The 23,277-nt window shown below is 46.9% G+C and carries 25 protein-coding genes, 1 rRNA gene and 1 other annotated feature; of the genes, 25 read left to right on the top strand and 1 reads right to left on the bottom strand.

Annotated features, from left to right (window positions below; all coding sequences use genetic code 11):
- The first annotated feature begins 24 nt into the window (after window positions 1–24).
- The 9 genes from rrf (at window position 25) to pssA (ending at window position 10,226) form a co-directional block, all read left to right on the top strand.
- Window positions 25–141 (top strand): 5S ribosomal RNA (gene rrf, locus MHI48_RS27295).
- Window positions 142–319: 178 nt separating this feature from the next.
- A complete protein-coding gene (eis, locus tag MHI48_RS27290) occupies window positions 320–1,495 on the top strand; it encodes an enhanced intracellular survival protein Eis (RefSeq protein WP_036607133.1) in 1,176 nt (391 codons plus the stop codon).
- Window positions 1,496–1,956: 461 nt separating this feature from the next.
- The gene (locus MHI48_RS27285; protein WP_036671579.1) at window positions 1,957–2,418 is read left to right on the top strand and encodes a CtsR family transcriptional regulator; all 462 of its coding nucleotides are present in this window, start codon (window positions 1,957–1,959) and stop codon (window positions 2,416–2,418) included.
- A gap of 31 nt (window positions 2,419–2,449) precedes the next feature.
- The gene (locus MHI48_RS27280) at window positions 2,450–2,974 is read left to right on the top strand and encodes a UvrB/UvrC motif-containing protein (protein ID WP_036607138.1); all 525 of its coding nucleotides are present in this window, start codon (window positions 2,450–2,452) and stop codon (window positions 2,972–2,974) included.
- Window positions 2,975–3,002: 28 nt separating this feature from the next.
- Window positions 3,003–4,073: a protein arginine kinase gene (locus MHI48_RS27275; RefSeq protein ID WP_036607140.1), complete on the top strand. Its 1,071-nt coding sequence runs from the start codon at window positions 3,003–3,005 to the stop codon at window positions 4,071–4,073.
- A gap of 183 nt (window positions 4,074–4,256) precedes the next feature.
- Complete coding sequence (locus MHI48_RS27270) at window positions 4,257–6,719, top strand: ATP-dependent Clp protease ATP-binding subunit (RefSeq protein WP_036607223.1); 2,463 nt, start codon at window positions 4,257–4,259, stop codon at window positions 6,717–6,719.
- A gap of 272 nt (window positions 6,720–6,991) precedes the next feature.
- Window positions 6,992–8,359 (top strand): DNA repair protein RadA, encoded by a 1,368-nt coding sequence (radA, locus tag MHI48_RS27265; RefSeq protein ID WP_036671578.1) that lies wholly within the window; start codon window positions 6,992–6,994, stop codon window positions 8,357–8,359.
- A 13-nt stretch (window positions 8,360–8,372) separates the two neighbouring features.
- Window positions 8,373–9,449 carry a DNA integrity scanning diadenylate cyclase DisA gene (gene disA / locus MHI48_RS27260; RefSeq protein ID WP_036607144.1) on the top strand — a complete coding sequence of 359 codons (1,077 nt, stop codon included), beginning with the start codon at window positions 8,373–8,375 and terminating at the stop codon, window positions 9,447–9,449.
- 45 nt (window positions 9,450–9,494) lie between these two features.
- On the top strand, window positions 9,495–10,226 hold the full coding sequence (pssA, locus tag MHI48_RS27255) for a CDP-diacylglycerol--serine O-phosphatidyltransferase (protein ID WP_017692048.1): 732 nt from the start codon (window positions 9,495–9,497) through the stop codon (window positions 10,224–10,226).
- Window positions 10,227–10,352: 126 nt separating this feature from the next.
- On the opposite strand, the gene MHI48_RS27250 is transcribed toward pssA, so the two are convergent.
- Window positions 10,353–10,748 carry a hypothetical protein gene (locus MHI48_RS27250; protein WP_017692049.1) on the bottom strand — a complete coding sequence of 132 codons (396 nt, stop codon included), beginning with the start codon at window positions 10,746–10,748 and terminating at the stop codon, window positions 10,353–10,355.
- Window positions 10,749–10,921: 173 nt separating this feature from the next.
- Between MHI48_RS27250 and MHI48_RS27245 the strand changes: the two genes are divergently transcribed.
- The 16 genes from MHI48_RS27245 (at window position 10,922) to rplJ (ending at window position 23,241) form a co-directional block, all read left to right on the top strand.
- Window positions 10,922–12,007 (top strand): PIN/TRAM domain-containing protein, encoded by a 1,086-nt coding sequence (locus MHI48_RS27245; protein ID WP_036607148.1) that lies wholly within the window; start codon window positions 10,922–10,924, stop codon window positions 12,005–12,007.
- 82 nt (window positions 12,008–12,089) lie between these two features.
- On the top strand, window positions 12,090–12,785 hold the full coding sequence (gene ispD / locus MHI48_RS27240; RefSeq protein WP_036607150.1) for a 2-C-methyl-D-erythritol 4-phosphate cytidylyltransferase: 696 nt from the start codon (window positions 12,090–12,092) through the stop codon (window positions 12,783–12,785).
- The gene (gene ispF / locus MHI48_RS27235) at window positions 12,782–13,258 is read left to right on the top strand and encodes a 2-C-methyl-D-erythritol 2,4-cyclodiphosphate synthase (RefSeq protein ID WP_017692052.1); all 477 of its coding nucleotides are present in this window, start codon (window positions 12,782–12,784) and stop codon (window positions 13,256–13,258) included. The genes ispD and ispF overlap by 4 nt, the downstream gene beginning before the upstream one ends.
- A 33-nt stretch (window positions 13,259–13,291) precedes the next feature.
- Window positions 13,292–14,749, top strand: a complete 1,458-nt coding sequence (gltX, locus tag MHI48_RS27230; RefSeq protein WP_338707131.1) for a glutamate--tRNA ligase — start codon at window positions 13,292–13,294, stop codon at window positions 14,747–14,749.
- A 538-nt stretch (window positions 14,750–15,287) separates the two neighbouring features.
- Window positions 15,288–15,947 (top strand): serine O-acetyltransferase, encoded by a 660-nt coding sequence (gene cysE, locus MHI48_RS27225; RefSeq protein ID WP_036607155.1) that lies wholly within the window; start codon window positions 15,288–15,290, stop codon window positions 15,945–15,947.
- Window positions 15,948–15,989: 42 nt separating this feature from the next.
- Window positions 15,990–17,390 (top strand): cysteine--tRNA ligase, encoded by a 1,401-nt coding sequence (gene cysS, locus MHI48_RS27220; protein ID WP_036607158.1) that lies wholly within the window; start codon window positions 15,990–15,992, stop codon window positions 17,388–17,390.
- The gene (locus tag MHI48_RS27215; protein ID WP_036607160.1) at window positions 17,387–17,866 is read left to right on the top strand and encodes a Mini-ribonuclease 3; all 480 of its coding nucleotides are present in this window, start codon (window positions 17,387–17,389) and stop codon (window positions 17,864–17,866) included. The genes cysS and MHI48_RS27215 overlap by 4 nt, the downstream gene beginning before the upstream one ends.
- A 43-nt stretch (window positions 17,867–17,909) precedes the next feature.
- A complete protein-coding gene (gene rlmB, locus MHI48_RS27210; protein WP_076329934.1) occupies window positions 17,910–18,656 on the top strand; it encodes a 23S rRNA (guanosine(2251)-2'-O)-methyltransferase RlmB in 747 nt (248 codons plus the stop codon).
- Between the two features lie 5 nt (window positions 18,657–18,661).
- Window positions 18,662–19,183: an NYN domain-containing protein gene (locus MHI48_RS27205; protein WP_036607162.1), complete on the top strand. Its 522-nt coding sequence runs from the start codon at window positions 18,662–18,664 to the stop codon at window positions 19,181–19,183.
- A gap of 171 nt (window positions 19,184–19,354) precedes the next feature.
- Window positions 19,355–19,999 carry an RNA polymerase sporulation sigma factor SigH gene (gene sigH, locus MHI48_RS27200; protein ID WP_017692059.1) on the top strand — a complete coding sequence of 215 codons (645 nt, stop codon included), beginning with the start codon at window positions 19,355–19,357 and terminating at the stop codon, window positions 19,997–19,999.
- Window positions 20,000–20,303: 304 nt separating this feature from the next.
- The gene (rpmG, locus tag MHI48_RS27195; protein WP_072735843.1) at window positions 20,304–20,453 is read left to right on the top strand and encodes a 50S ribosomal protein L33; all 150 of its coding nucleotides are present in this window, start codon (window positions 20,304–20,306) and stop codon (window positions 20,451–20,453) included.
- 17 nt (window positions 20,454–20,470) lie between these two features.
- Window positions 20,471–20,662, top strand: a complete 192-nt coding sequence (secE, locus tag MHI48_RS27190) for a preprotein translocase subunit SecE (RefSeq protein ID WP_017692060.1) — start codon at window positions 20,471–20,473, stop codon at window positions 20,660–20,662.
- 21 nt (window positions 20,663–20,683) lie between these two features.
- Window positions 20,684–21,217: a transcription termination/antitermination protein NusG gene (nusG, locus tag MHI48_RS27185; protein WP_036607165.1), complete on the top strand. Its 534-nt coding sequence runs from the start codon at window positions 20,684–20,686 to the stop codon at window positions 21,215–21,217.
- 68 nt (window positions 21,218–21,285) lie between these two features.
- A complete protein-coding gene (gene rplK / locus MHI48_RS27180) occupies window positions 21,286–21,711 on the top strand; it encodes a 50S ribosomal protein L11 (protein WP_017692062.1) in 426 nt (141 codons plus the stop codon).
- Window positions 21,712–21,805: 94 nt separating this feature from the next.
- Window positions 21,806–22,498, top strand: a complete 693-nt coding sequence (rplA, locus tag MHI48_RS27175; protein ID WP_017692063.1) for a 50S ribosomal protein L1 — start codon at window positions 21,806–21,808, stop codon at window positions 22,496–22,498.
- A 68-nt stretch (window positions 22,499–22,566) separates the two neighbouring features.
- Window positions 22,567–22,714, top strand: a sequence feature (ribosomal protein L10 leader region).
- Between the two features lie 23 nt (window positions 22,715–22,737).
- Window positions 22,738–23,241: a 50S ribosomal protein L10 gene (gene rplJ / locus MHI48_RS27170; RefSeq protein ID WP_047841127.1), complete on the top strand. Its 504-nt coding sequence runs from the start codon at window positions 22,738–22,740 to the stop codon at window positions 23,239–23,241.
- Window positions 23,242–23,277: the final 36 nt, after the last annotated feature.

Genomic DNA, 23,277 nt, shown 5'->3' with positions numbered 1-23,277 from the left:
CTGAAATGTAAGCTAAGCTATGCGTTTGGTGGCGATGGCGGAGGGGTTCCACACGTACCCATCCCGAACACGACCGTTAAGCCCTCTAGCGCCGATGGTACTTGGACCGCAGGGTCCTGGGAGAGTAGGACGCCGCCAAGCGAAGAACCACTGCCGATGTTATTCGGTGGTGGTTTTTATTTGTTTATTTTAGGGGATGCGAAAGCATCTCTTATTTGACTTTGTAAGAATCCTCTGACACACTCTAAGGGGTACATATATCAGATATCAGGCCATGATTTGGATTGATATAACTCTAGCGAATGGGGTGTAGGACAACATGGAAATTCAGAAATTGACGGTAGATGATTTTGAACCGGCGATGGCACTCTCCGAATATGCTTTTCAAGTAGTAATGAGTGAAGAACAGAAAGAAAAACGGCGGAGTCAATTTTCGTCACAGGATATATGGGGTGTATATGAGGACGGGCAGCTAGGAGCCAAACTTCACATCATTCCTTTTCAAACCTATATTCATGGCAGATCGTTCGAGATGGGCGGTATTGCGGGTGTTGCCACCTGGCCAGAGTATAGACGCAAAGGCTGGGTAGCGGGTCTGCTGAAGCATGCGTTGGAAGAAATGAATCGTAACAAACAGAGCATATCATTCTTGCATCCATTCTCTTTTGGTTTCTATCGGAAGTATGGATGGGAGACGTATGTTGAATTTAAACGTTATAAAGTACCTACAGCTCATTTGCCTCTGAAAAAAGCGACACCTGGAACGATTCGACGTGGGGATCCAGGCCTCAGCATATTAAAGGAAGTATACAGTGCTTATGCTGAGCGTTATAACGGAACTCTGGTTCGGGATGATGCAAGGTGGGAGAATTCAGTTCTTGTTAATGGGACCAGCCAGAAGGCTGTATATTACGATGAAGCTGATGCAGCACAAGGTTATCTTTTATATGAGGTTAAGGAAAATAAATTTACCATTAAAGAGATCATCTATCTGAATGAAGAGGCTAGGCAAGGGCTGTGGACCTTTATTGCTAACCATGATTCCATGATCCAGGAAGTTACGTTGCAGGCGCCTGCCAGTGATACGCTTGCCTTCCAATTGGATAATCCACGGATTCAGCAGGAGATTGTACCTTATTTTATGGCGCGTATCGTTAGTGTAGAGCAGTTTATATCCCAGTATCCATTTGCAAGCCAGGACTCACCGGTGCAGATTGTACTTCAGGTAGAAGATGCCCACGCTCCATGGAATGAAGGGGTATGGCAATTAAACGTGGCAATGAACGGAACAGCGTCCATATGGAAAACATCGGAGCCAATTACTGATGATCAGATCATTAAGGTGGATATTCAATCCCTTACCGCGGTCCTGATGGGATATCGCAGACCAACGGAAATGGCACGAATCGGAAGAATTCACGGACCGAACACAGCAATCAAGGCTTTGGAACAAGCGATTCCTGAACGGGAAACCTATTTGCTCGATTTCTTCTGATGACTATTCCCACTGCTCCATTTAACTTGATTAGCTTATATAGAAATACGGCGTGATTGAAAGACCAATGGACTTCTCCAGCAATTTTGGGGAGGTTTTTTTGTGTCCGGGGAATATTTCGTGTAAAATCGTAAAAAATGAATAGTGACCCCACTTGGCAAAACCACAAAATATGCTATAATGGTTATAAAGTCAAAGAAAGTCAAAGTCAACTAAAGGTTTAATACTTAAGTAGCTTTCTTTCTACAATCTGATGCATGATCGCCAATATACGGGATTCATTTCATCGGAGGATCAAGGGAATATTAAAGGACCTTCGTGCTTCCTTCGCTCTCCTGTTGACACCTGTGGAAGCAAGATTCGCTGTTTCCCTGATTGGTTAAATGGGTAGAGAAGGTGTACTCTGTGGGGGCGTGTGGGTCCTTATTGACTTAACGTTTCAGACAGTGGAGGATGATTGGATGCGTAATATCTCTGATATTATCGAACGATATCTGAAGAGTATTTTGCATGAAAGTCCCGAAGGAATGGTTGAAATTCAGCGTAATGATCTGGCAGATCAATTCTCATGTGTACCTTCCCAGATCAATTATGTCATCAGCACACGTTTTACACTCGAGAAGGGATACCTGGTAGAGAGTAAACGCGGCGGTGGTGGTTATGTTCGCATACAGCGCATTGAATTACCGGCCCAATCAGCTCTGCATAATCATTTGCACCATAGTATTGGTGAAGAGATCGGGCAGACAGCTGCCGAAGGTCTGATCTATCAACTGGAAGAAGCGCGCTTCTTGAACAAGCGGGAAGCCGGGTTGATGCGAGCTGCTGTATCTAGAGAGGTTATATTGGTCAAACTTCCTTACCGGGATCAAATTCGTGCCAGAATGTTGAAGGCGATGTTAATATCTTTGCTCGGTAAATGAAAACTATCGGGGTCAAAGGAGGTACATCAATATGCTGTGCCAAGAATGCAATAAACGTCCGGCGACACTTCATTTTACGAAGATCGTAAATGGAGAGAAGACGGAATTCCATATTTGTGAGTCATGTGCCCGTGAAAAAGGGGAAATGATCCCTGGAACAGCAGGTGGGTTTTCCATTCACAACTTGTTGTCCGGATTGCTTGATTTTGATCCAGCCGGCAAAAGTGGATCGGCAGGAACACCACCTGCAAAAGCTCTTCAATGTGAAGAGTGTGGTATGACGTACGCACAATTTAGTAAGATAGGCCGGTTCGGCTGCAGTTCATGTTATAAATATTTTGACAGTCGTCTGGATCCTTTGTTCAAGCGGGTTCATGGTAATACGTCCCATGTAGGCAAAGTGCCTGCACGAGCTGGTGGTCGCATCAAGGTGAAACGGCAAATTGCTGATCTGAAGCGTGAGCTACAAGAGAGCATCGCGCAAGAGGAATTTGAAGAGGCGGCCCAGATCCGTGACCAGATCAGAGGACTTGAAAAAGGAATAGCTCAGGAGTAAAGTTTGTCATGAGTAGGAGGGATGCGTAATGCCTAATCTGCGCTTTACAGAGAAGGCGCTCAGCGACTGGATGCGCAGTGATGCGGCTGATTCCGAAATTGTCATTAGCAGCCGTGTCCGGATTGCACGCAACCTTCAGCATGTTCCGTTTCCGATGCTGGCTTCCAATGAGCAATCGGAAGAGGTGCTGAATAAGCTGAGCGAAGTACTTCAATACGATGACGTTCATGCCTTTGGGGATTTTCATACGTTGGATCTGATCGATATTGACGAACTCGACAAACGGGTGCTGGTGGAGAAACATCTCATCAGTCCAAGTCTTGCGAATGAATCCAGGAATGGTGCGGTTATTCTCAGTGAGGATGAGTCTGTCAGTATTATGATTAATGAAGAGGATCATCTTCGTATCCAGTGCCTCTATCCGGGGTTCCAGGTGAAAGAAGCCTGGGAGAAAGCTTCCGCAATAGATGATGCTTTTGAAGCGCATGTGGATTATGCTTTTGATGATCGCAGAGGATACTTAACCAGCTGTCCTACTAATGTAGGTACAGGTGTCAGAGCATCGGTTATGATGCACTTGCCTGCCCTCGTGATGACACAGCAGATAGGCCGTATTCTAACCGCAGTTTCCCAAGTGGGATTGACGGTAAGAGGAATATACGGTGAAGGTAGCGAGGCGATGGGTAACCTGTTCCAGATCTCGAACCAGATTACATTGGGACAGACCGAACAGGAAGTCATTGAGAACCTGCATGGTGTTGTGTTACAGATGATTGGTCATGAACGTACAGCCAGAGAACGGTTAATTACCGACTCCAGACTGCGGATTACGGATCGTGTCATGCGTTCTTATGGCATATTGTCTCATGCAGCTATTGTTGATTCCAAGGAAGCTGCACAGCGCTTATCGGATGTACGCCTTGGCGTGGATCTCGGATTGTTGGATGGACTGTCCATTACGGTAATGAATGAGTTGAATGTCATGACACAGCCGGGATTTTTGCAGAAAACATTCGGGGAAGATATGCGCACAGATGAGCGTGACATATACCGTGCTCAGTTGATTCGTGATACGATCAATGCAGCGAAGCAGTCCTAGTAGCCTGATATAGTATTGAATTATGGTTTCATGCCGCATTGCGGCTTTTATATAATAAGGCATGTACAAATGCCGAATGACTTTATTCGCAGCATGGCTGCAAACAAAAATGATATGAAGAATACGACGGTTATTTCATTATATGACCCTCGTTTTATCCAAAACCATGGAGGTGCAGGAGATATGATGTTTGGAAGATTTACGGAACGGGCCCAAAAGGTGCTCGCACTCGCGCAGGAAGAAGCTGTCCGTCTCGGTCATAATAACATCGGTACTGAGCATATTTTGCTCGGCCTCATTCGTGAAGGCGAAGGCATCGCAGCCAAAGCACTGATCGGCCTGGGACTCGGATTGGAAAAAATTCAGGATGAAGTAGAAACGCTAATTGGCCGTGGCCAAGAGCAACCTACCAACATTGCATATACGCCACGTGCGAAAAAAGTAATTGAACTGTCTATGGATGAAGCTCGTAAATTGGGCCACACTTATGTAGGCACAGAGCATATCCTGCTCGGATTGATTCGTGAAGGCGAGGGTGTTGCAGCACGTGTGCTCAATAACCTGGGAATTAGCCTGAACAAAGCACGTCAACAAGTGCTGCAATTGCTTGGCAGCAGTGAAGCTGTATCCAGCCATAATGGCACACCTGCCAATGTCAGCACACCAACGCTGGACAGTCTGGCACGTGACCTCACGGCATACGCCAGAGAGAATAACCTTGACCCGGTCATTGGACGTAGTAAAGAAATTGAACGTGTCATCCAGGTGCTCAGCCGTCGTACGAAGAACAACCCGGTATTGATCGGTGAGCCAGGTGTAGGTAAAACAGCGATTGCTGAAGGCCTTGCACAAAAAATCATCGCAAATGAGATTCCGGAAACATTGCGCGACAAACGTGTAATGACCCTGGATATGGGTTCTGTAGTCGCTGGAACCAAATATCGTGGTGAGTTCGAAGATCGTCTGAAAAAAATCATGGATGAGATTCGCCAAGCAGGTAACATTGTTCTGTTTATCGACGAATTGCATACCTTGATTGGCGCAGGCGGAGCTGAAGGTGCCATCGATGCTTCTAACATTTTGAAACCGGCTCTGGCCCGTGGAGAATTGCAGTGCATTGGTGCAACAACGCTGGATGAGTATCGTAAATACATCGAGAAGGATGCAGCGCTTGAGCGTCGTTTCCAACCGATTACTGTAGATCAGCCTTCTCCGGAAGAAGCGATTCAAATCTTGCACGGTTTGCGTGACCGTTATGAGGCGCATCACCGCGTGAAAATTACGGACGAAGCAATTGTGCAGGCGGTTAAACTGTCTGACCGTTACATTACAGACCGTTTCCTGCCGGATAAAGCGATCGACCTAATTGATGAAGCGGGTTCCAAAGTAAGATTGAACTCTTACACGATCCCACCAAACCTGAAACAACTGGAAAGCCGTCTGGAAGATATCCGTAAGGAAAAAGACGCTGCAGTTCAAAGTCAGGAGTTCGAAAAAGCAGCAGCTCTGCGTGATACGGAACAGAAAATCCGTGAAGAGCTGGATGTAACGAAGAACCAGTGGAAAGAGAAACAAGGTCGCACCGATTCCGAGGTTACTCCTGAGGATATCGCACAAGTGGTAGCCAGCTGGACAGGAATCCCTGTGAACCAACTGAAAGAAGAAGAGACACAGCGTCTGATGAATCTGGAGTCTATTCTACATGAACGTGTCATCGGTCAGGATGAGGCAGTGAAGTCTGTCAGCCGTGCGGTTCGTCGTGCTCGTGCGGGACTTAAAGATCCAAAACGTCCGATGGGTTCATTCATTTTCCTCGGCCCTACAGGTGTAGGTAAAACAGAACTTGCTCGTGCTCTGGCTGAAGCGATGTTCGGCGATGAAAATGCAGTAATCCGGATTGATATGTCCGAGTATGGTGAGAAACATTCGACTTCCCGACTTGTCGGAGCGCCTCCAGGATATGTTGGGTACGAAGAAGGTGGTCAGCTGACAGAGAAAGTTCGTCGCAAACCATATTCCGTAGTCTTGCTCGATGAAATCGAGAAAGCACATCCAGAAGTATTCAATATCTTGTTACAAGTGCTTGAGGATGGTCGACTGACGGATTCCAAAGGTCGCGTCGTTGACTTCCGCAATACGCTGATCATTCTAACATCCAACGTGGGTGCCGAAGCGATCAAACGTAACTCTACACTGGGCTTCACTGCAGTTGTAGATGCAGGAGCAGATTATGACAACATGAAGGGGAAAGTGATGGATGAGCTGAAGAAAAGCTTCCGTCCAGAGTTCCTTAACCGGATTGATGAGATTATCGTGTTCCATTCACTCGAAGAAAAACACATCGCAGAAATTGTTACGCTTATGAGTGAAGAACTTCGTAAACGACTGCTCGAACATGAGGTCGATTTCGAACTCACTGATAATGCCAAGTCTTTCCTTGCGAAGTCAGGCTTTGATCCAGCTTACGGTGCGCGTCCGCTTCGTCGGGCGATCCAGAAGCATATCGAGGACAAATTGTCCGAAGAGTTGCTCACAGGTAACGTAACCAAAGGGGATTCATTGCTCATCGACGAAGAGAACGGTGCACTGTCTGTTACGAAAAAAGACGTAGTCGTTCCGTCCAATGAGGAAATCGAAACTAAATAATAATTAGCAAGCTTTGGAGTTAAACTTCAGCTTGTATTGATCCATAATCCTTAATCAAATCCTTCTCGGCTTCGGCCGGGGAGGATTTTTTGCACTTTGGACAGAAGACGGACATGATTATGTCAGGAACATGTGTAAAGTTTGCGATAATCCTTTACGAAAAATCTCAAACAATGGTAAACTTTTAGTAACCCTGCACGTCAGGGAGTTTGGGTGAAATTCGTCGAATAATGCAAAATGCTGTTATAAAATTAAATTATAGGAGTGCTGAAGTGGCCAAAGTTAAAACCAAGTTTCAATGTACGGAATGCGGCTATGAAGCCCCCAAGTGGTACGGTAAGTGTCCGGGTTGTCAGTCATGGAATTCAATGGTGGAAGAAACAGAGACGGTGGTCAAAACACAAGGGAGAAATTCTCCTCTGTTTGACAGTAAAGATAAACCGCTTCCTATCATAGATATAGATAGCGGTCAGGAACCGCGTGTACAGACTGGAATCGGAGAGTTGAACCGGGTATTGGGTGGCGGAATCGTTCCGGGTTCACTCGTTCTGGTGGGCGGAGATCCGGGTATTGGTAAATCAACGTTGATGTTGCAGACGTCTCATGCTTTGACGCATTCGGGTTTGCGTGTGTTATATGTTTCCGGTGAGGAATCAGTAAAGCAAACCAAATTGCGGGCAGACCGTCTCGGGGCACTCTCTGCCGAGTTGTATGTACTGTGTGAAACCAATATGGAACGTGTAGAGGAAGCGGTGGATCAGATCCAGCCGCATTTTCTGGTCATCGACTCCATTCAGACGGTATATCTTCCCGAAGTTACCAGTGCGCCTGGTAGTGTTGCACAGGTAAGGGAATGTACGTCAAGGTTCATGCGGATTGCCAAAGGCAGAGGCATTGCAACGGTTCTTGTGGGGCATGTTACCAAAGAAGGTGCTATTGCCGGTCCACGTATGTTAGAACATATGGTGGATTGCGTGCTTTATTTTGAAGGAGAACGGCATCATACGTATCGCCTGTTGCGTGCGGTGAAGAACCGTTTTGGTTCCACCAATGAGATTGGTATTTTTGAAATGGGCGAGGATGGACTTCGTGAGGTGGGCAATCCGTCCGAACTCTTTTTGTCGGAACGTCCACTGGGTGTAGCAGGTTCAACGGTAGTTGCCAGTATGGAGGGGACACGTCCTCTGCTCGTGGAATTACAGGCGTTGATCTCAACCACCCATTTCCCTTCTCCCCGCCGTATGGCAACAGGGGTAGATCTGCATCGATTAAATCTGATCATTGCAGTGCTGGAGAAACGGATGGGGATGTTTTTACAGACCCAGGATGCGTATCTGAACGTGGCTGGTGGAGTACGGTTGGATGAGCCCGCTGTAGATTTGGCGGTTGCCGTCAGCATTGCATCCAGTTTGAGAGATGTACCGACCAAGCCGGACGACGTCATCTTTGGCGAGATCGGTCTGACAGGTGAAGTTCGAGCCGTATCACGGGCCGAACAACGAGTGAAGGAAGCCGCAAAGCTGGGCTTCAAACGAGTCATTTTACCAGAAAAAAGCTTAAAGGGCTGGAAACATCCTCGCGGGATACAACTGATCGGTGTGAATACCGTGGCAGATGCACTAGCGGTTGCTTTAGATTAGGGGGCATAACAAGATGAAAGATATGAGCCAACTGGATAATATGAATGAGTTGTTAAGGCTGATCGCACCAGGTACACCTTTCCGCGAAGGTCTGGAAAATGTGCTGCGCGCCAAGACGGGCGCACTGCTTGTTGTAGGATACAGCCCTGAAGTAATGGAAGTGGTGGATGGGGGATTCTCGATTAACTGTGATTTCTCCCCGAACTATCTGTATGAACTCGCCAAGATGGATGGAGCCATTATTCTTAGCGAGGATTTGAAGCGTATTCTTTACGCCAATACCCAGTTAATCCCGGATTCATCTATCTCTTCATCAGAGACGGGGATTCGTCACCGGACGGCAGAGCGTGTAGCAAAGCAAACGGGTAAATTGGTCGTATCCATATCGCAGCGCCGGAATATCATTACCTTGTATCAGGGAACACTTCGTTATTCCCTCAAGGAAATCGGGGTTATTTTGACCAAAGCGAATCAAGCGATCCAAACCCTGGAGAAATACAAAGCGGTATTAACACAGTCCCTTACGAATCTGAGTGCTTCGGAATTTGAGGAATTAGTAACGATTCCTGAAGTGGTTAATGTGATTCAGCGTACCGAAATGGTGATGCGGATCAAAACGGAAATCCAACGGTACATTCATGAACTCGGGAATGAGGGACGACTCATTTCCATGCAAATGGAAGAACTTGTGGGTACAACGGAAGAAGAGGCCTGGTTATTGTATAAAGACTATGCCCGTGACGACAGTGATGACAAAATCCGTGAAATTATCGTGGGACTGAAAAGATTGTCGGACGATGAGTTGCTGGATGCACATCATATTGTCCGTCTTCTCGGCTATCCATCATCAGCGGCTACTTCTGAGGATTCGGTTGCCCCTCGTGGATTCCGGGTATTAAATAAGATCCCCCGCCTGCCCAATGTCATTATCCATAATCTGGTGGATCAATTCGAACAATTGCCTCATGTTATTATGGCTACAATTGAAGAACTGGACGAAGTGGACGGTATTGGTGAAGTTCGTGCCCGGACCATTAAGGAAGGCCTCAAACGTTTGCAGGAGCAAATGTTTATCGACAGACAGATGTAAGGGTTTGCCTATATAAAGGCTTGAAATGGATGAGGTGAAACAACGATGCTAACCAGATTCATTCCGAATCTCTTTACCCTGGGTAATCTGTTTCTTGGAATGATGGCAATTTTGCTTGCGATTGATGGAAATTACAGTTTGGCTGCCATTATGGTCATTGTAGCGATGCTGCTGGATGGTCTGGATGGCCGAGTGGCACGTGCACTCAATGCTCAAAGTGAATTCGGCAAGGAACTGGATTCCTTGTCTGACATGGTTTCCTTTGGTGCAGCACCAGCCCTGATCATATTTATGGTGTCGTTTCAAGATTCAATGCCGATCCTCGCCTGGATCGCAACAGCGGCTTTTCCGATCTGTGGAGCCATTCGTCTTGCACGGTTTAACGTTCGTCCGGGAATTCCCGGATACTTCACAGGTCTGCCGATACCGGCAGCCGGCGGGGTACTGGCCACACTGTCCTTGTTCAATAAGGATATTGGCCCGGTTAGCATGATGATTGCTACGTTGCTGTTATCGTATCTGATGGTGAGTTCGCTTAAATATCCCAATTTCAAAAAGGTCGGTTTGCCACGCAAGGCAATCTGGATTGCACCATGGGTTGTGTTATTTGCCATAGCCGTAGCCGTTATTTTCCCGGAGCAGTTATCCAAATTGATCTTTATTCCGTTGGTGTTATACGCCCTGTATGGAATGAAGCATAATGTGCGAACAGCGGCCTCACGTAGTCGGGCGAAAAAGCGCAAGGATGAGAAATCTTCCCGTCCTTCCGATCGTTAAGTCGCCTTGGGAACAGACACTATACAAAGAAAGCACGTACTCTCCTGAACTGGAGAATGCGTGCTTTTTGTTTATTCAGATCTATTTACGGTAAAAGAAACCCTTACGGACGACATACATATCTTCTTACGACAGATTAAACATCCCTAACGTTGAACACTTCTGTGATTCGTGATTTACGACCTCTTCCATGTTAATGTCCAGCAGATTGCAGAGAGCCGACATGTAGAACAGGTTCCGCCCTAGCTCAGAGCTGATGACCTCTCTGCAGTTCTCACACAACTCACCTTCCACATGCGTTTCCAGCAGGCCCTTGGTTTGAGCGATATCGCTCTCCGGGGCATATTTCTGCTTGGTGGCGTGCAGCTCGATGCAGCCGCATTCGGTAATGGCTTTGGACACGGCACGGTTAACAGACGCTCCGGCTTGTCCCGTTTTGGACAGTACATCAATCAGGCTGCGATGACGCAACAACAGTTCAGAAACTTGATCCTGGAAAGCCTGTAAACTTAGCGTACTCATTTTGCCACTCACCTCGGGATATGAATTGAATTCATTATATGCCAATAATTTACCTACTTTCAACTGACGATTGCAACATTTCCAAAAAGTTCTTCCAGATGGGATTAGTAATTCAGGAATTGGATCATACTGGATATAAAGATCAAGATACATTGAAGGAGGTGCAGGGACTAATGTGGAAAAAAGGCATTTTAACTTTTACAGGATTGTGCGGTGCATGGTTCGGCTACACGGCATATCATCTGGCAGGAAAATCGGTCCCATGGATGGCGGAGTGGATTCAGTCAGCAGGATTACTGGGAGCTGGTATATCGACGCTGCTGGGAGCTGTAATGTTTATGGCTGTATGTAATATTGGTGGAACATTGATGGCAGACAGGCTGCATAGTGGAATTAATTCATTGGCAAAAGTACCTATGAACGAATTGGCTGCAGGTGCTGCAGGTACAGTTGCAGGATTGCTCGTGGCCTTGTTGCTCTACCCTGTTGTGGGATGGATGGGGACGGCAGGAGAAGTGCTGCAAGTGGCGCTGACGGTGATTAGTGCTTATTCCGGTTATGCCCTTGCCATGGCGAAGAAAGACGATCTAGGGGCCTTCTGGATGACTGGACGATGGGGTCATCCCGAGGTGGACGAGGACAGACGGATGGAAGAACATAAAATTCTGGATACCAGTGTTATTATCGATGGGCGTATCGCTGATATATGCAAAACCGGATTTATTGAAGGCACGATCGTAATTCCGGAATTTGTTCTGGAGGAGTTACAGCATATTGCCGATTCATCGGATCTGCTCAAGCGGAACAGAGGACGGCGTGGACTGGACATTTTGAACAAAATCCAGAAGGAACTTGATGTAAAAGTCCTGATCTACGAGGGGGATTTCGAGGAAATCTCCGAGGTGGACAGCAAACTGGTTAAACTGGCTAAAGTGCTTCAGGGCAAAGTGGTCACCAATGACTTTAACCTGAACAAAGTGTGCGAACTCCAGGGTGTATCTGTGTTGAATATTAATGATCTCGCCAATGCGGTTAAGCCGGTTGTTCTGCCAGGTGAGGAGATCATGGTGCAGATCATCAAGGATGGCAAGGAGCATGGTCAAGGTGTAGCCTATCTGGATGATGGCACAATGATCGTTGTGGAGGGCGGACGCGAGTATATCGGCATGATGATGGAAGTGCTGGTGACCAGTGTGTTGCAGACTTCAGCGGGACGAATGATTTTTGCCAAGCCGAAACTGTTGGAAAAAGCCCAATAAAGCGGTATGATGGGTAGTGTATCGTTGAATGATATTGTATATCTTTGGACGATAAACTGACAGACAAGGCAGGGATTGCGGCATGGATAAAGGGTGGGGCGTTGTCATTGTGGCAGCAGGTCGCGGAACCCGGATGGGGACGACCGAGAGCAAACAGTTTCTGTTGCTGCAGGACAAGCCCGTTTTCATACATACGCTTGAGGTATTTGCTGCGCTGGACGAGATCCGCGAGATGGTGCTGGTCACAGGAACCGCAGATGTTGAACGCTGCCAGGATTGGGTAAAAGAATACCAACTGGATTCACGTGTCCGTGTTATCCCCGGAGGGAAAGAGAGACAACATTCTGTCCATAAAGGCCTTGAGGCACTTGGGACGGATTGGGTTCTCGTTCACGACGGGGTACGTCCTTTTGTGAACCATGAGCAGATCAAGGGATGCATGGCGGCCGCCATAGCCGGTGGTGGAGCAGCTGTACTGGCGGTTCCCGTGAAGGATACGATCAAACAAGTGAATGCGGAAGGAGTCGTTACGGCGACGCCAGACCGCAGCAGTCTGTGGAGCATTCAAACCCCGCAGGCTTTTCGTCTTTCTTCCCTGCTCTCCGCCTACGAATCAGCTGAGCAGGACGGATTTCTGGGAACAGATGATGCCATGCTGGCTGAACGTCAGGGAATGTCGGTCAAGGTTGTGGAAGGCAATTATACCAATATCAAATTAACAACGCCGGAAGATTTGAAATATGCTGCGTTTTTGCTGGGGGGAGAGAAGAAGCGATGATACGTGTAGGACAGGGATTTGATGTACATCAGCTGGTAGAGGGACGCCCGTGTATTATTGGCGGAGTAACGATTCCTTATGAAAAAGGCCTGCTGGGTCACTCGGACGCAGACGTGCTGTTGCACGCGATCAGTGATGCCATTTTGGGTGCACTGGCACTTGGGGATATTGGCAAGCACTTCCCGGATACCGATCCGGAATTCAAAGATGCCGACAGCCTGAAATTGCTGGAGCATGTATGGCAGCTTGTGAAGGATCGCGGGTATAAGCTAGGGAATATCGATTCAACGATTATTGCCCAGAAGCCAAAGATGGCTCCTTATATCCCACAGATGGCTGAGGTTATTGCCAAGGCACTGGAAGCGGATGTAACACAGGTGAACGTGAAAGCAACAACGACAGAGCAACTGGGATTCCCGGGACGGGGAGAGGGCATTGCCGCTCAATCCGTTGTTTGCCTTGTACGTGTGTGATATCATCAATCAATTAGTGACGGAGGGGATCATATGAGCACGGATATTCGTGTGCGTTACGCGCCGAGCCCAACGGGACACCTGCATATCGGGAATGCCCGTACGGCGTTGTTTAACTATTTATATGCCAAACATAATAACGGTAAATTCATTATTCGTATTGAAGATACGGACGTGAAACGGAATATTGCCGGTGGTGAAGAAAGCCAGCTGAAATACCTGAAATGGCTCGGAATTGAGTGGGACGAAAGTATTGACGTGGGCGGAGAATACGGACCATACCGTCAAACGGAACGTCTGGACCTCTATCGTAAATATACGCAGGAATTGCTGGATAAAGGTCTGGCTTACCGTTGCTTCTGCACGGAAGAAGAATTGGAGCAAGAGCGCGAGGAACAGTCTTCACGTGGAGAAACACCGCGTTATTCTGGCAAACACCGTGACCTGACTCCAGAGCAAATTAGTGCGTTTGAAGCGGAAGGCCGCGTAGCGAGTATTCGTTTCCGTGTGCCGGAAGAGCGCACATATACGTTTGATGATATGGTTAAAGGCACAATCTCGTTCAACAGCAAGGAATCCGGTGACTTCGTCATTGTGAAAAAAGACGGCATTCCCACATACAACTATGCCGTTGCTGTGGATGATCACTTGATGAAGATCTCCCACGTCCTGCGCGGGGAAGATCACATCTCAAACACGCCGCGTCAACTGATGATCTATGAAGCGCTTGGCTGGGAGCCACCGCAATTCGGTCATATGACGCTGATCGTGAATGAAAATCACAAGAAGCTGAGTAAACGGGATGAGTCCGTTATTCAGTTCATTGAGCAGTATGATCAGCTCGGCTATTTGCCTGAAGCGATGTTTAACTTCATTTCCTTACTCGGCTGGTCGCCGGAAGGGGAAGAAGAGATCTTCTCGCAAGAGCAACTGATCTCCATTTTTGATACGAAACGTCTGTCCAAGAGCCCGGCGGTATTTGATACCCACAAGCTGGCTCACTTGAACAACCACTATATCAAACATGCTGACCCGGAACGTATTGCCGAAATGGCCATTCCGCATCTGCAAAAGGCTGGACGTATTTCTTCCGAGCTGTCTGCTGAACAAAAAGAATGGGCTTATACTCTGGTACACCTGTACCAAGAGCAGATGAATTCTGCCTCCGATATTGTGGAATTGTCGGAAGTATTCTTCCGTTCCAATCTGGAGCTTGAAAGTGAAGGAGAAGCAGTGCTTGCGGAGGAGCAGGTGCCAACCGTACTGAAGGCATTTGCGGATAAAGTACAGGCGAGCGAAGAGTTTACTCCAAGTAAAATGGCTGCATTGATCAAGGAAGTACAGAAAGAAACCGGCTTTAAGGGCAAACAGCTCTTTATGCCAATTCGTGTAGCCTTGACTGGACAGACGCATGGACGGGATCTGAACCAAACGATCGTACTTCTGGGTCGTGATACGGTGATCGAACGCCTGCTTGCACAAGTAAAATAATCTTAGTCGAGGACATTCCGTTTATTTGGAATCTGAACACAGTCCTACGATGGATAGATTACGTAGGAGGCTGTTGTCAGTCTGAGGCCTTTTCGCTATAATAACAACACAACGAATAATTGATATGATGTATCTAATAGAACAGCAAAGATCGGGAGGAGTAGACTGACCCGGACAGATTCAGAGAGGATGGTCCCGTAGCAAAGAGAGATTTCTTTGGATGCGGTGGCTGTGAACCATCCACTGTCCATCAGTCGAAATGCGCCCGTGAGCTGCACAGCCGAATCCGGCCCCGCCTTTGTCGATCATGACATGGGAAAACGTTAGGATAGGTTGTGACGATTGGTTTCCGTTACCAAACCGCTTGAGGGCTCATTCTATTTAAGAATGGACCGAGCAGAGTGGGACCGCGATAAACGCCTCTGCAGCTAAATGCTGCAGGGGCGTTTTTTTGTTTAGGCGAGTGTGCAGTACACTACCAAGGAACGCGCCGTCCGGTAAGCCGGAGGACGGGAACCTGAACAAGAGGGGAACGAGCATGTTCAAGAAGATCAGATCAGATATCCAGGCGGTGTTTGAAAACGATCCGGCGGCCCGAGGTTGGTTTGAGGTGGTATTCACCTACTCAGGGCTGCATGCGATATGGGCACACCGGATCGCTCATTTTTTATACAAGCGAAGATGGTTCTCGGTTGCCCGGTTCATTTCGCAGGTTAGCCGTTTTATGACAGGAATTGAGATACATCCTGGAGCTACGATCGGAAATCGGTTGTTTATTGACCACGGAATGGGCGTCGTTATTGGAGAAACATGTGAGATTGGCGATGATGTCGTTATCTATCAGGGGGTTACCCTGGGCGGAACAGGGAAAGAAAAAGGAAAGAGACATCCGACCATTGGTAATAATGTGGTTATCTCATCCGGAGCCAAGGTGCTGGGTTCATTTAGCGTGGGGGATCAATGTAACATTGGTGCGAACTCTGTTGTGCTTAAGGAGGTCCCTTCCAATAGTACCGTAGTAGGTATACCGGGCAGAATTGTTAAACAGGATGGCCGACGGGTAGATCGCCTCAGTCAGCAATTGCCCGATCCGGTCGTTGACTCCTTGCGCGGTATGCAAAAAGAACTCGAACGATTGCAAGAAGAAGTACGTACACTGCAAAATGCCCGTGAAAATGAGACTGTGCGTGATACGTGATACAATAAATAAAGGCAGTATAGGATGAAAGGATAAGTGACCATGACGCTTCAGATTTATAATACGATGAGTCGTACCAAAGAGGAATTTGTTCCTCAAGAGCCAGGGAAAGTAAAAATGTATGTCTGCGGACCAACGGTATATGACTACATTCATATCGGGAATGCACGCCCGGTTATCTTTTTCGACACGGTTCGTGGATACCTGGAACAGACAGGGCATGATGTGAACTATGTGGTGAACTTCACGGATGTGGACGATAAGTTGATTCGCAAAGCAGAACAACTTGGAACAGACGTTCCTCACGTGGCTGAGAAGTTTATTGCTGCCTATTATGAAGACATTGAGGGATTGGGTATTCCCAAGGCAAGCAGCAATCCGAGAGTAACGGAAAACATGCCGCTGATCATTGATTTTATCCGTGAGCTGGTTGAAAAAGGATTTGCGTATGAAAATGGCGGTGACGTCTATTATCGCACAGGCAAATTCAGCGAATATGGCAAACTTTCGAAACAAAACCTGCAGGAGCTGCAATTTGGAATCCGTGTGGGTGTGGACGAGCGCAAAGAGCATCCCGAAGATTTTGTGCTCTGGAAGGCTGCCAAACCGGGTGAGATCTATTGGTCCAGTCCTTGGGGCGATGGTCGACCAGGCTGGCATATTGAGTGCTCCGCCATGGCTAGGGAGTACCTTGGGGATACACTGGACATTCACGGGGGTGGACAGGATTTGCAGTTCCCGCACCATGAGTGCGAATGCGCCCAATCCGAGGTGTTAACAGGTAAACCACTTGCGAACTACTGGATGCATAATGGATTCATCCGGATTGATAACGAGAAGATGTCGAAATCACTCGGTAATGGTGTTCTGGTTAAAGACTTGCGGAATCAATATAAACGCGAAGCGATTCGTTATTTCATGTTGTCTACCCACTACCGCAACCCATTGAACTTCACGGATGATACGATGGAGCAGGCACAGAACAGTGTGGACCGGATTGCAAATGCGGTAGGTAACCTGAATCATCGTCTGAATGCGGTGACTGTAGATCAGGATATCACAGCAGAGTTTGCGGCAAGACTCGACCAAATTCGTCAGCAGTATCACGAAAAGATGCAGGACGATTTCAATACTCCTGATGCGATCACTGCGATGTTTGAGTGGGCAGGGGAAGCCAACCAACTGTTGCAGCAAGAAGTAGTTAATGCGGCAGACATTCGTGCACTCCTCGAATTGTTCAGTGAATTGAATGCTGTGCTGCGCATCTATACTGACGCAGAGCCAGAACTTCTGGATGAGGAAGTAGAACGTCTGATTGAAGAGCGTGTAGAAGCGCGCAAGTCCAAAAACTGGGCAAGAGCGGATGAAATTCGCGATGAATTGTCTGCACGTGGCATTCTGCTTGAAGATACGGCGCAGGGCATGAGATGGCGGCGCAAATGAGCGAGGGACATCCAAATACACCAAAACAACAGGAGCAGGTCACAGAGGGAGGATGGTTCCCATATCCTCCTTCCAGACCTGCGAGGTTGATTCCACCTATTGCACTGGCCTATATTGGTGATGCGGTATATGAGGTAGCTGTTCGTCAATATCTGTTGTCGAAGGCCAACATGCGTCCCAATCATTTGCACCGTAGTGCAACCGGGTTGGTATCAGCGAAGGCACAGAGCCGCATACTTACAACGATTGAGGCTGAACTGACAGAGGAAGAACGTGATATCGTCCGGCAAGGGCGGAATGCCAAGTCGGGTAGTGTACCCAAAAATGCAGATGTGTTGGAATACAGACATGCCACGGCTTTTGAATGTCTCATTGGTTACCTCTACAGCAGTGGTCATCATGATCGCATGATTGAACTGATCGGGCTTGGCATTGAGCACGCGGAACAACAATCGCCATCACCGACAAAAAAATAGAAATTTCAACAAAACAACGCATTACAGAGAGGATCGAACAACGATGGAAGAAGAATGGATCGCCGGTAAACACTCCGTGACGGAGGCGCTGCGTTCAGGCCGGACCATTAATAAAATATGGATTGCCGATACAGCACAGAAACATCTGACTCAACCTATTATCTCGGAAGCTAAAAAACTAGGTATTGTCATTCAACACGTGGACAAGCGTAAGCTGGATCAAACGGTACCAGGCATTCAGCATCAGGGGGTAGTTGCTCAAGCGGCACCTTACGCTTATGTGGAGGTAGAAGACATTCTTGCCGTAGCAAAAGCAAAGAATGAGCATCCTTTCCTGATTCTGTTGGATGAGATTGAAGATCCTCATAACCTGGGGTCCATTTTGCGGACAGCAGATTGCACGGGTGCGCATGGCGTCATTGTACCGAAACGTCGCTCGGCAGCGGTAACCGTGACAGTATCCAAAACATCAGCAGGCGCTGTGGAGTACGTGCCAGTGGCTCGGGTAAGTAATCTTGGACAGACCATCGATCGCCTCAAAGAGGAAGGTGTATGGGTTGTAGGGACAGATGTCACGGCTCATGAAGGTGTCTTTGGTAATGGAGTCTTTACTGGCCCTGTGGCATTGGTAATCGGAAATGAGAACAAGGGAATGGGACGACTTATTCGTGAGAAATGCGATGTGCTGATCAAACTACCAATGCAAGGTCAGATTAATTCCCTGAATGCTTCCGTGGCAGCGGGGGTTGTCATGTACGAAGTGCTCCGCTCGCGTCAAGCGCAGGAATAGAAGGTATGGCTGATTCCCGTGATGTGCTTCTTGTAGACGGGTACAACATGATTGGCGACTGGCCGGAATTAACCAAACTGGCGGAAAGTGGGCTCGAAGAGGCGCGTAACAGGCTTCTCTTTCGTCTTGCAGACTACCAGGCTTTCTCCGGCCGGCGAGTCATTGTTGTGTTTGACGCCTACCTCGTGCCTGGACTCGGTAAATCCTTTACTCAGAGCAAAGTGCAGATCTATTTTACAAAGGAAAAAGAGACGGCAGACGAATGCATTGAGAGACTCGTTCGGGAACTAAGCATGCGAAGACGCCAAATCTATGTGGCTACGAGCGATATGGTAGAGCAACATGTTATTTTTGGACAGGGAGCGCTACGCGTATCTGCAAGGGAGTTACTAATTGAAGTTGAGCAGAACGAAAAAGAATTAAAAAAACGACTGGAAGAAGATCAGGCGAAGACCACGCGTAACACACTCGGGGGTAAGTTAAGTCCCGATGTATTGAAAGAGTTTGAGCGATGGCGCCGGGAATAACAGCACGTTTTTACAAAAATTAGAATATTGAAACTCTTGACATTTATGTTATTGATGTTCTTTTTTAGGCAGAGCGTGGTTGACGGTGTGAGGTACCATCATATATACTGATCCTATATTTCATAGAGTAGAGTAACGGGGTACCTTGCGTTGCAGCCGGAGGGATTGTCTGTGAGTGTCGACCTCAAAGATATCATGTTATCTAAGTATGATTACCAAAGTGACGAAGACATTGTCGAAGCTTTCCGTGAAGGCGAAAGCGAAGCGTTAGAGTTTCTAATTAACAAATATCGTAACTTTGTACGCGCCAAGGCAAGATCTTATTTTCTGATTGGGGCAGACCGGGAAGATATTATTCAAGAAGGAATGATTGGCCTCTACAAATCCATTCGAGATTTCAAAGGGGACAAACTGGCTTCGTTCAAGGCTTTTGCCGAACTGTGTATTACAAGACAGATCATCACGGCGATTAAGACAGCAACACGTCAGAAGCATATTCCGCTTAATTCTTATGTATCTCTGGACAAGCCTATTTATGACGAAGAGTCTGATCGTACGTTACTCGATGTGATTTGTGGAACCCAGGTCAGTGATCCGGAAGAACTTATCATCAATCAGGAAGAGTTTGTGGGCCTGGAAGATAAAATGTCCGAGATTCTGAGTGATCTGGAACGTAAAGTATTGATGTTGTATCTGGACGGGAGATCTTATCAAGAGATTGCAGTAGATTTGGACAGACATGTGAAGTCCATTGATAATGCACTTCAGCGCGTCAAGCGCAAACTTGAAAAGTACCTGGAAGTTCGAGATAATTAAACACATGTTGTCGTTGACGGAAAAGGCTCGGTGTTTGAGTCTTTTTTTAGTGTCTCAAGTTTATAAAATCTAAGAATGTTTATACTAGTAATCGCTCGGTCCAAGCAGGAGAAGAGAAAAACAGAGATGAGAAACGAATGTACGTTGTACGGAAGTAATACCCAATGAATGAAAGACTATTCTTTCATTGACATGGTTATACCCTTGTGATAAAGTGTTTTAGGTAGGCCTAAATTTATGGCTTTTTTTCAGGATCAATTTAGAGACTCTGCTTGAATGTGGAAGTCTTCGGGAGGTGTACATCATGCGGGTAATTATTACTTTGGCTTGTACTAACTGCAAACAAAGAAATTACACTACGACAAAAAACAAGCGTAATCACCCCGACCGCATGGAGATGAAGAAATTTTGCAAGTTTTGTAACGAGCAGACTTCTCATCGCGAAACCAGATAGTTTTTGGAGGTGTCGGCGTGAAACGAAGTTTCAAATCTCTGATTTCCTTTTTCTCAGAAAGCTGGGCTGAACTTAAAAAAGTTCGCTGGCCTAATCGTAAAGAGCTGACCAACTACACATTGATCGTACTTGGTACTGTTGTGGTTATGACGCTGTTTTTTTGGGTCATTGACATTGGCATCTCCTTTGTGATCGAAGCGATTATTTAAGAAGGGTTCCGGTGGCTTGATATGGAAAAAAGATGGTACGTCGTTCATACCTATTCAGGGTATGAGAACAAGGTCAAAGCCAATTTGGAAAAACGCGTAGAGTCTATGGGCATGGAAGACAAGATATTCCGCGTTCTTGTTCCTATGGAAGAAGAAGTGGTAAACAAGGACGGTAAGAAAAAAACCGTTATGCGTAAAGTTTACCCCGGTTATGTCTTGGTGGAAATGGTACAGACGGATGATTCTTGGTATGTTGTTCGCAACACACCAGGGGTTACAGGATTTGTCGGTTCGACAGGTTCTGGGTCCAAACCAACTGCATTGTTGCCTGAAGAAGTGGAACAAATTCTGAAGCACATGGGAATGGTTGAACCTAAGCCGAAAATTGAGTTCGATATTAAGGAATCCGTACGTATTAAAGTCGGTCCTTTTGCGAATTTCGTAGGCTCCGTGGAAGAAATTTTGGTAGAGAAAAGCAAGTTGAAAGTGCACGTGAACATGTTTGGACGGGAAACACCGCTTGAGTTGGAATACACGCAAGTGGAGAAGATCTAGTTTCTTCAAGTTTCTTGTGGGAGGGTTGAAAAACCCGTTAACCACTATTTTGCAAGGAGGTGTCAATCATGGCGAAAAAAGTTATTAAAATGGTAAAACTGCAGATTCCAGCAGGTAAAGCAAACCCAGCACCACCAGTAGGTCCAGCTTTGGGTCAAGCAGGTGTCAACATCATGGCATTCTGTAAAGAATTCAACGCTCGTACAGCTGATCAAGCGGGATTGATTATTCCAGTTGAAATTTCTGTATTCGAGGACCGTTCCTTTACTTTCATCACTAAAACTCCACCAGCAGCAGTTCTGTTGAAAGTGGCAGCTAAAGTTGAAAAAGGATCCGGCGAACCGAACAAGAAAAAAGTTGCTACTGTTAAACGTGATGCGGTACGTCAAATCGCAGAAACAAAAATGCCTGACCTGAATGCAGCAGACGTTGAGTCCGCAATGCGTATGGTCGAAGGTACTGCCCGCAGCATGGGTATCACCATCGAAGACTAATTTTCATAAGAAACATGGCTTCGTAAAACCGGTCGATTCGCGACCGGTTGATGTGGGAGGTATATCCGCTAACACCACAAAGGAGGAATAAAACATGGCTAAACACGGTAAAAAATACCTGGAAGCTGCTAAGCTGATTGACAGCGAAGCAACTTACGAGCCTTCAGAAGCTGTAGAGCTTGTGAAAAAGGCAGCTACTGCAAAATTCGATGAAACAATCGAAGCAGCAGTTCGTTTGGGCGTAGACCCTCGTAAGCAAGACCAGGCTGTACGTGGTGTTGTTGTCTTGCCACACGGCACAGGTAAAACACAACGCGTATTGGTATTTGCAAAAGGTGACAAAGCGAAAGAAGCGGAAGCGGCTGGCGCGGACTATGTTGGTGATGCAGACATGATCAACAAAATCCAACAAGGCTGGTTCGAATTCGACGTCTGCGTAGCGACACCAGATATGATGAGTGAAGTAGGTAAATTGGGCCGACTGCTTGGCGGTAAAGGTCTGATGCCTAACCCTAAAGCCGGAACGGTAACTTTCGATGTAACTAAGGCTGTTCAAGAAATTAAAGCCGGTAAAATCGAATATCGTCTGGATCGTGCAGGTCAAATTCATGCACCGATTGGTAAAGCTTCTTTCTCTTCTGAGCAACTTAATGAGAACTTCAAAGCTCTCATGGAAGCTCTGAATCGTGCTAAACCAGCGGCAGCAAAAGGTGTTTATCTGAAGAATGTTAGTCTTTCTTCCACGATGGGCCCTGGCGCACGCGTGAACGCAGCAGCTTTTAGATAATATCTCTTGACAGGCTTGTCCTGTTTTTGATAAGATATAAAAGTTGTGAGTCCGAGTGACTGACCGTTGACATTTGAATATGCTTGCCGTAGACAGTAGGTGCCATTTGGCTTAATTTCCTGCCGAGGTGTGATTATAGAACTTAGAACGATGCAAATCGATGATGAGTATATATCAAGCCTTCGTGATTCTACGGAGGCTTTTCTTAATGGGATAAATTTGATCAGGAGGTGTACAGATTGGCAAACGCAAAAGTGATTCAAGCAAAACAAGAATCCGTTGATGCAGTAACAGCAAAATTGCGCGAGAGCGTTACAACTGTTGTTGTTGACTATCGCGGATTGAACGTTGCCCAAGTAACTGAGTTGCGTAAGCAACTTCGTGAAGCAGGGATCGAATTCCAAGTGCTGAAAAACTCGTTGCTTCGCCGTGCAGCTGCAGCAGCAGAACTGACAGAACTTGAAAATGTTCTTACAGGTCCTACTGCAATTGCATTCAGCGTAGATGACGTTGTGGCTCCAGCTAAAATTCTGAACGACTTCGCGAAAAAGAACGATGCACTGGAATTGAAAGGTGCAGTCGTAGAAGGTCGCGTAATCGGAGTAGAAGAAGTTAAGGCATTGGCAGAACTGCCATCCCGCGATGGACTCCTCTCCATGCTCCTCAGCGTGCTTCAAGCGCCAGTGCGCAACTTCGCGCTTGCGGTTAAAGCAGTTGCAGAAAAAGAAGAACAAGGCGCGTAAGCAACTTGATCTGAATGCTGCTTAGGCGGCAAATGA

Origin of the sequence: Paenibacillus sp. FSL H7-0942 (assembly GCF_045040715.1) — a bacterium.
GTDB lineage: Bacteria > Bacillota > Bacilli > Paenibacillales > Paenibacillaceae > Paenibacillus > Paenibacillus amylolyticus.
The sequence above is the reverse complement of the archived record's forward strand: the minus strand, read 5'-3'. Positions and strand labels throughout refer to the sequence as shown.

Excerpts from the sequence above, each read along its gene's own strand:
- MHI48_RS27215 (WP_036607160.1), top strand. The coding sequence starts at position 17,387 with ATGAGCGAGGGACATCCAAATACACCAAAACAACAGGAGCAGGTCACA.
- pssA (WP_017692048.1), top strand. The coding sequence starts at position 9,495 with ATGCTAACCAGATTCATTCCGAATCTCTTTACCCTGGGTAATCTGTTT.
- MHI48_RS27280 (WP_036607138.1), top strand. The coding sequence starts at position 2,450 with ATGCTGTGCCAAGAATGCAATAAACGTCCGGCGACACTTCATTTTACG.
- ispD (WP_036607150.1), top strand. The coding sequence starts at position 12,090 with ATGGATAAAGGGTGGGGCGTTGTCATTGTGGCAGCAGGTCGCGGAACC.
- rpmG (WP_072735843.1), top strand. The coding sequence starts at position 20,304 with ATGCGGGTAATTATTACTTTGGCTTGTACTAACTGCAAACAAAGAAAT.
- MHI48_RS27205 (WP_036607162.1), top strand. The coding sequence starts at position 18,662 with ATGGCTGATTCCCGTGATGTGCTTCTTGTAGACGGGTACAACATGATT.
- cysE (WP_036607155.1), top strand. The coding sequence starts at position 15,288 with ATGTTCAAGAAGATCAGATCAGATATCCAGGCGGTGTTTGAAAACGAT.
- MHI48_RS27270 (WP_036607223.1), top strand. The coding sequence starts at position 4,257 with ATGATGTTTGGAAGATTTACGGAACGGGCCCAAAAGGTGCTCGCACTC.
- MHI48_RS27250 (WP_017692049.1), bottom strand. The coding sequence starts at position 10,748 with ATGAGTACGCTAAGTTTACAGGCTTTCCAGGATCAAGTTTCTGAACTG.
- MHI48_RS27275 (WP_036607140.1), top strand. The coding sequence starts at position 3,003 with ATGCCTAATCTGCGCTTTACAGAGAAGGCGCTCAGCGACTGGATGCGC.
- cysS (WP_036607158.1), top strand. The coding sequence starts at position 15,990 with ATGACGCTTCAGATTTATAATACGATGAGTCGTACCAAAGAGGAATTT.
- disA (WP_036607144.1), top strand. The coding sequence starts at position 8,373 with ATGAAAGATATGAGCCAACTGGATAATATGAATGAGTTGTTAAGGCTG.
- rlmB (WP_076329934.1), top strand. The coding sequence starts at position 17,910 with ATGGAAGAAGAATGGATCGCCGGTAAACACTCCGTGACGGAGGCGCTG.
- MHI48_RS27285 (WP_036671579.1), top strand. The coding sequence starts at position 1,957 with ATGCGTAATATCTCTGATATTATCGAACGATATCTGAAGAGTATTTTG.
- rplK (WP_017692062.1), top strand. The coding sequence starts at position 21,286 with ATGGCGAAAAAAGTTATTAAAATGGTAAAACTGCAGATTCCAGCAGGT.
- gltX (WP_338707131.1), top strand. The coding sequence starts at position 13,292 with ATGAGCACGGATATTCGTGTGCGTTACGCGCCGAGCCCAACGGGACAC.
- eis (WP_036607133.1), top strand. The coding sequence starts at position 320 with ATGGAAATTCAGAAATTGACGGTAGATGATTTTGAACCGGCGATGGCA.
- nusG (WP_036607165.1), top strand. The coding sequence starts at position 20,684 with ATGGAAAAAAGATGGTACGTCGTTCATACCTATTCAGGGTATGAGAAC.
- MHI48_RS27245 (WP_036607148.1), top strand. The coding sequence starts at position 10,922 with ATGTGGAAAAAAGGCATTTTAACTTTTACAGGATTGTGCGGTGCATGG.
- rplA (WP_017692063.1), top strand. The coding sequence starts at position 21,806 with ATGGCTAAACACGGTAAAAAATACCTGGAAGCTGCTAAGCTGATTGAC.
- ispF (WP_017692052.1), top strand. The coding sequence starts at position 12,782 with ATGATACGTGTAGGACAGGGATTTGATGTACATCAGCTGGTAGAGGGA.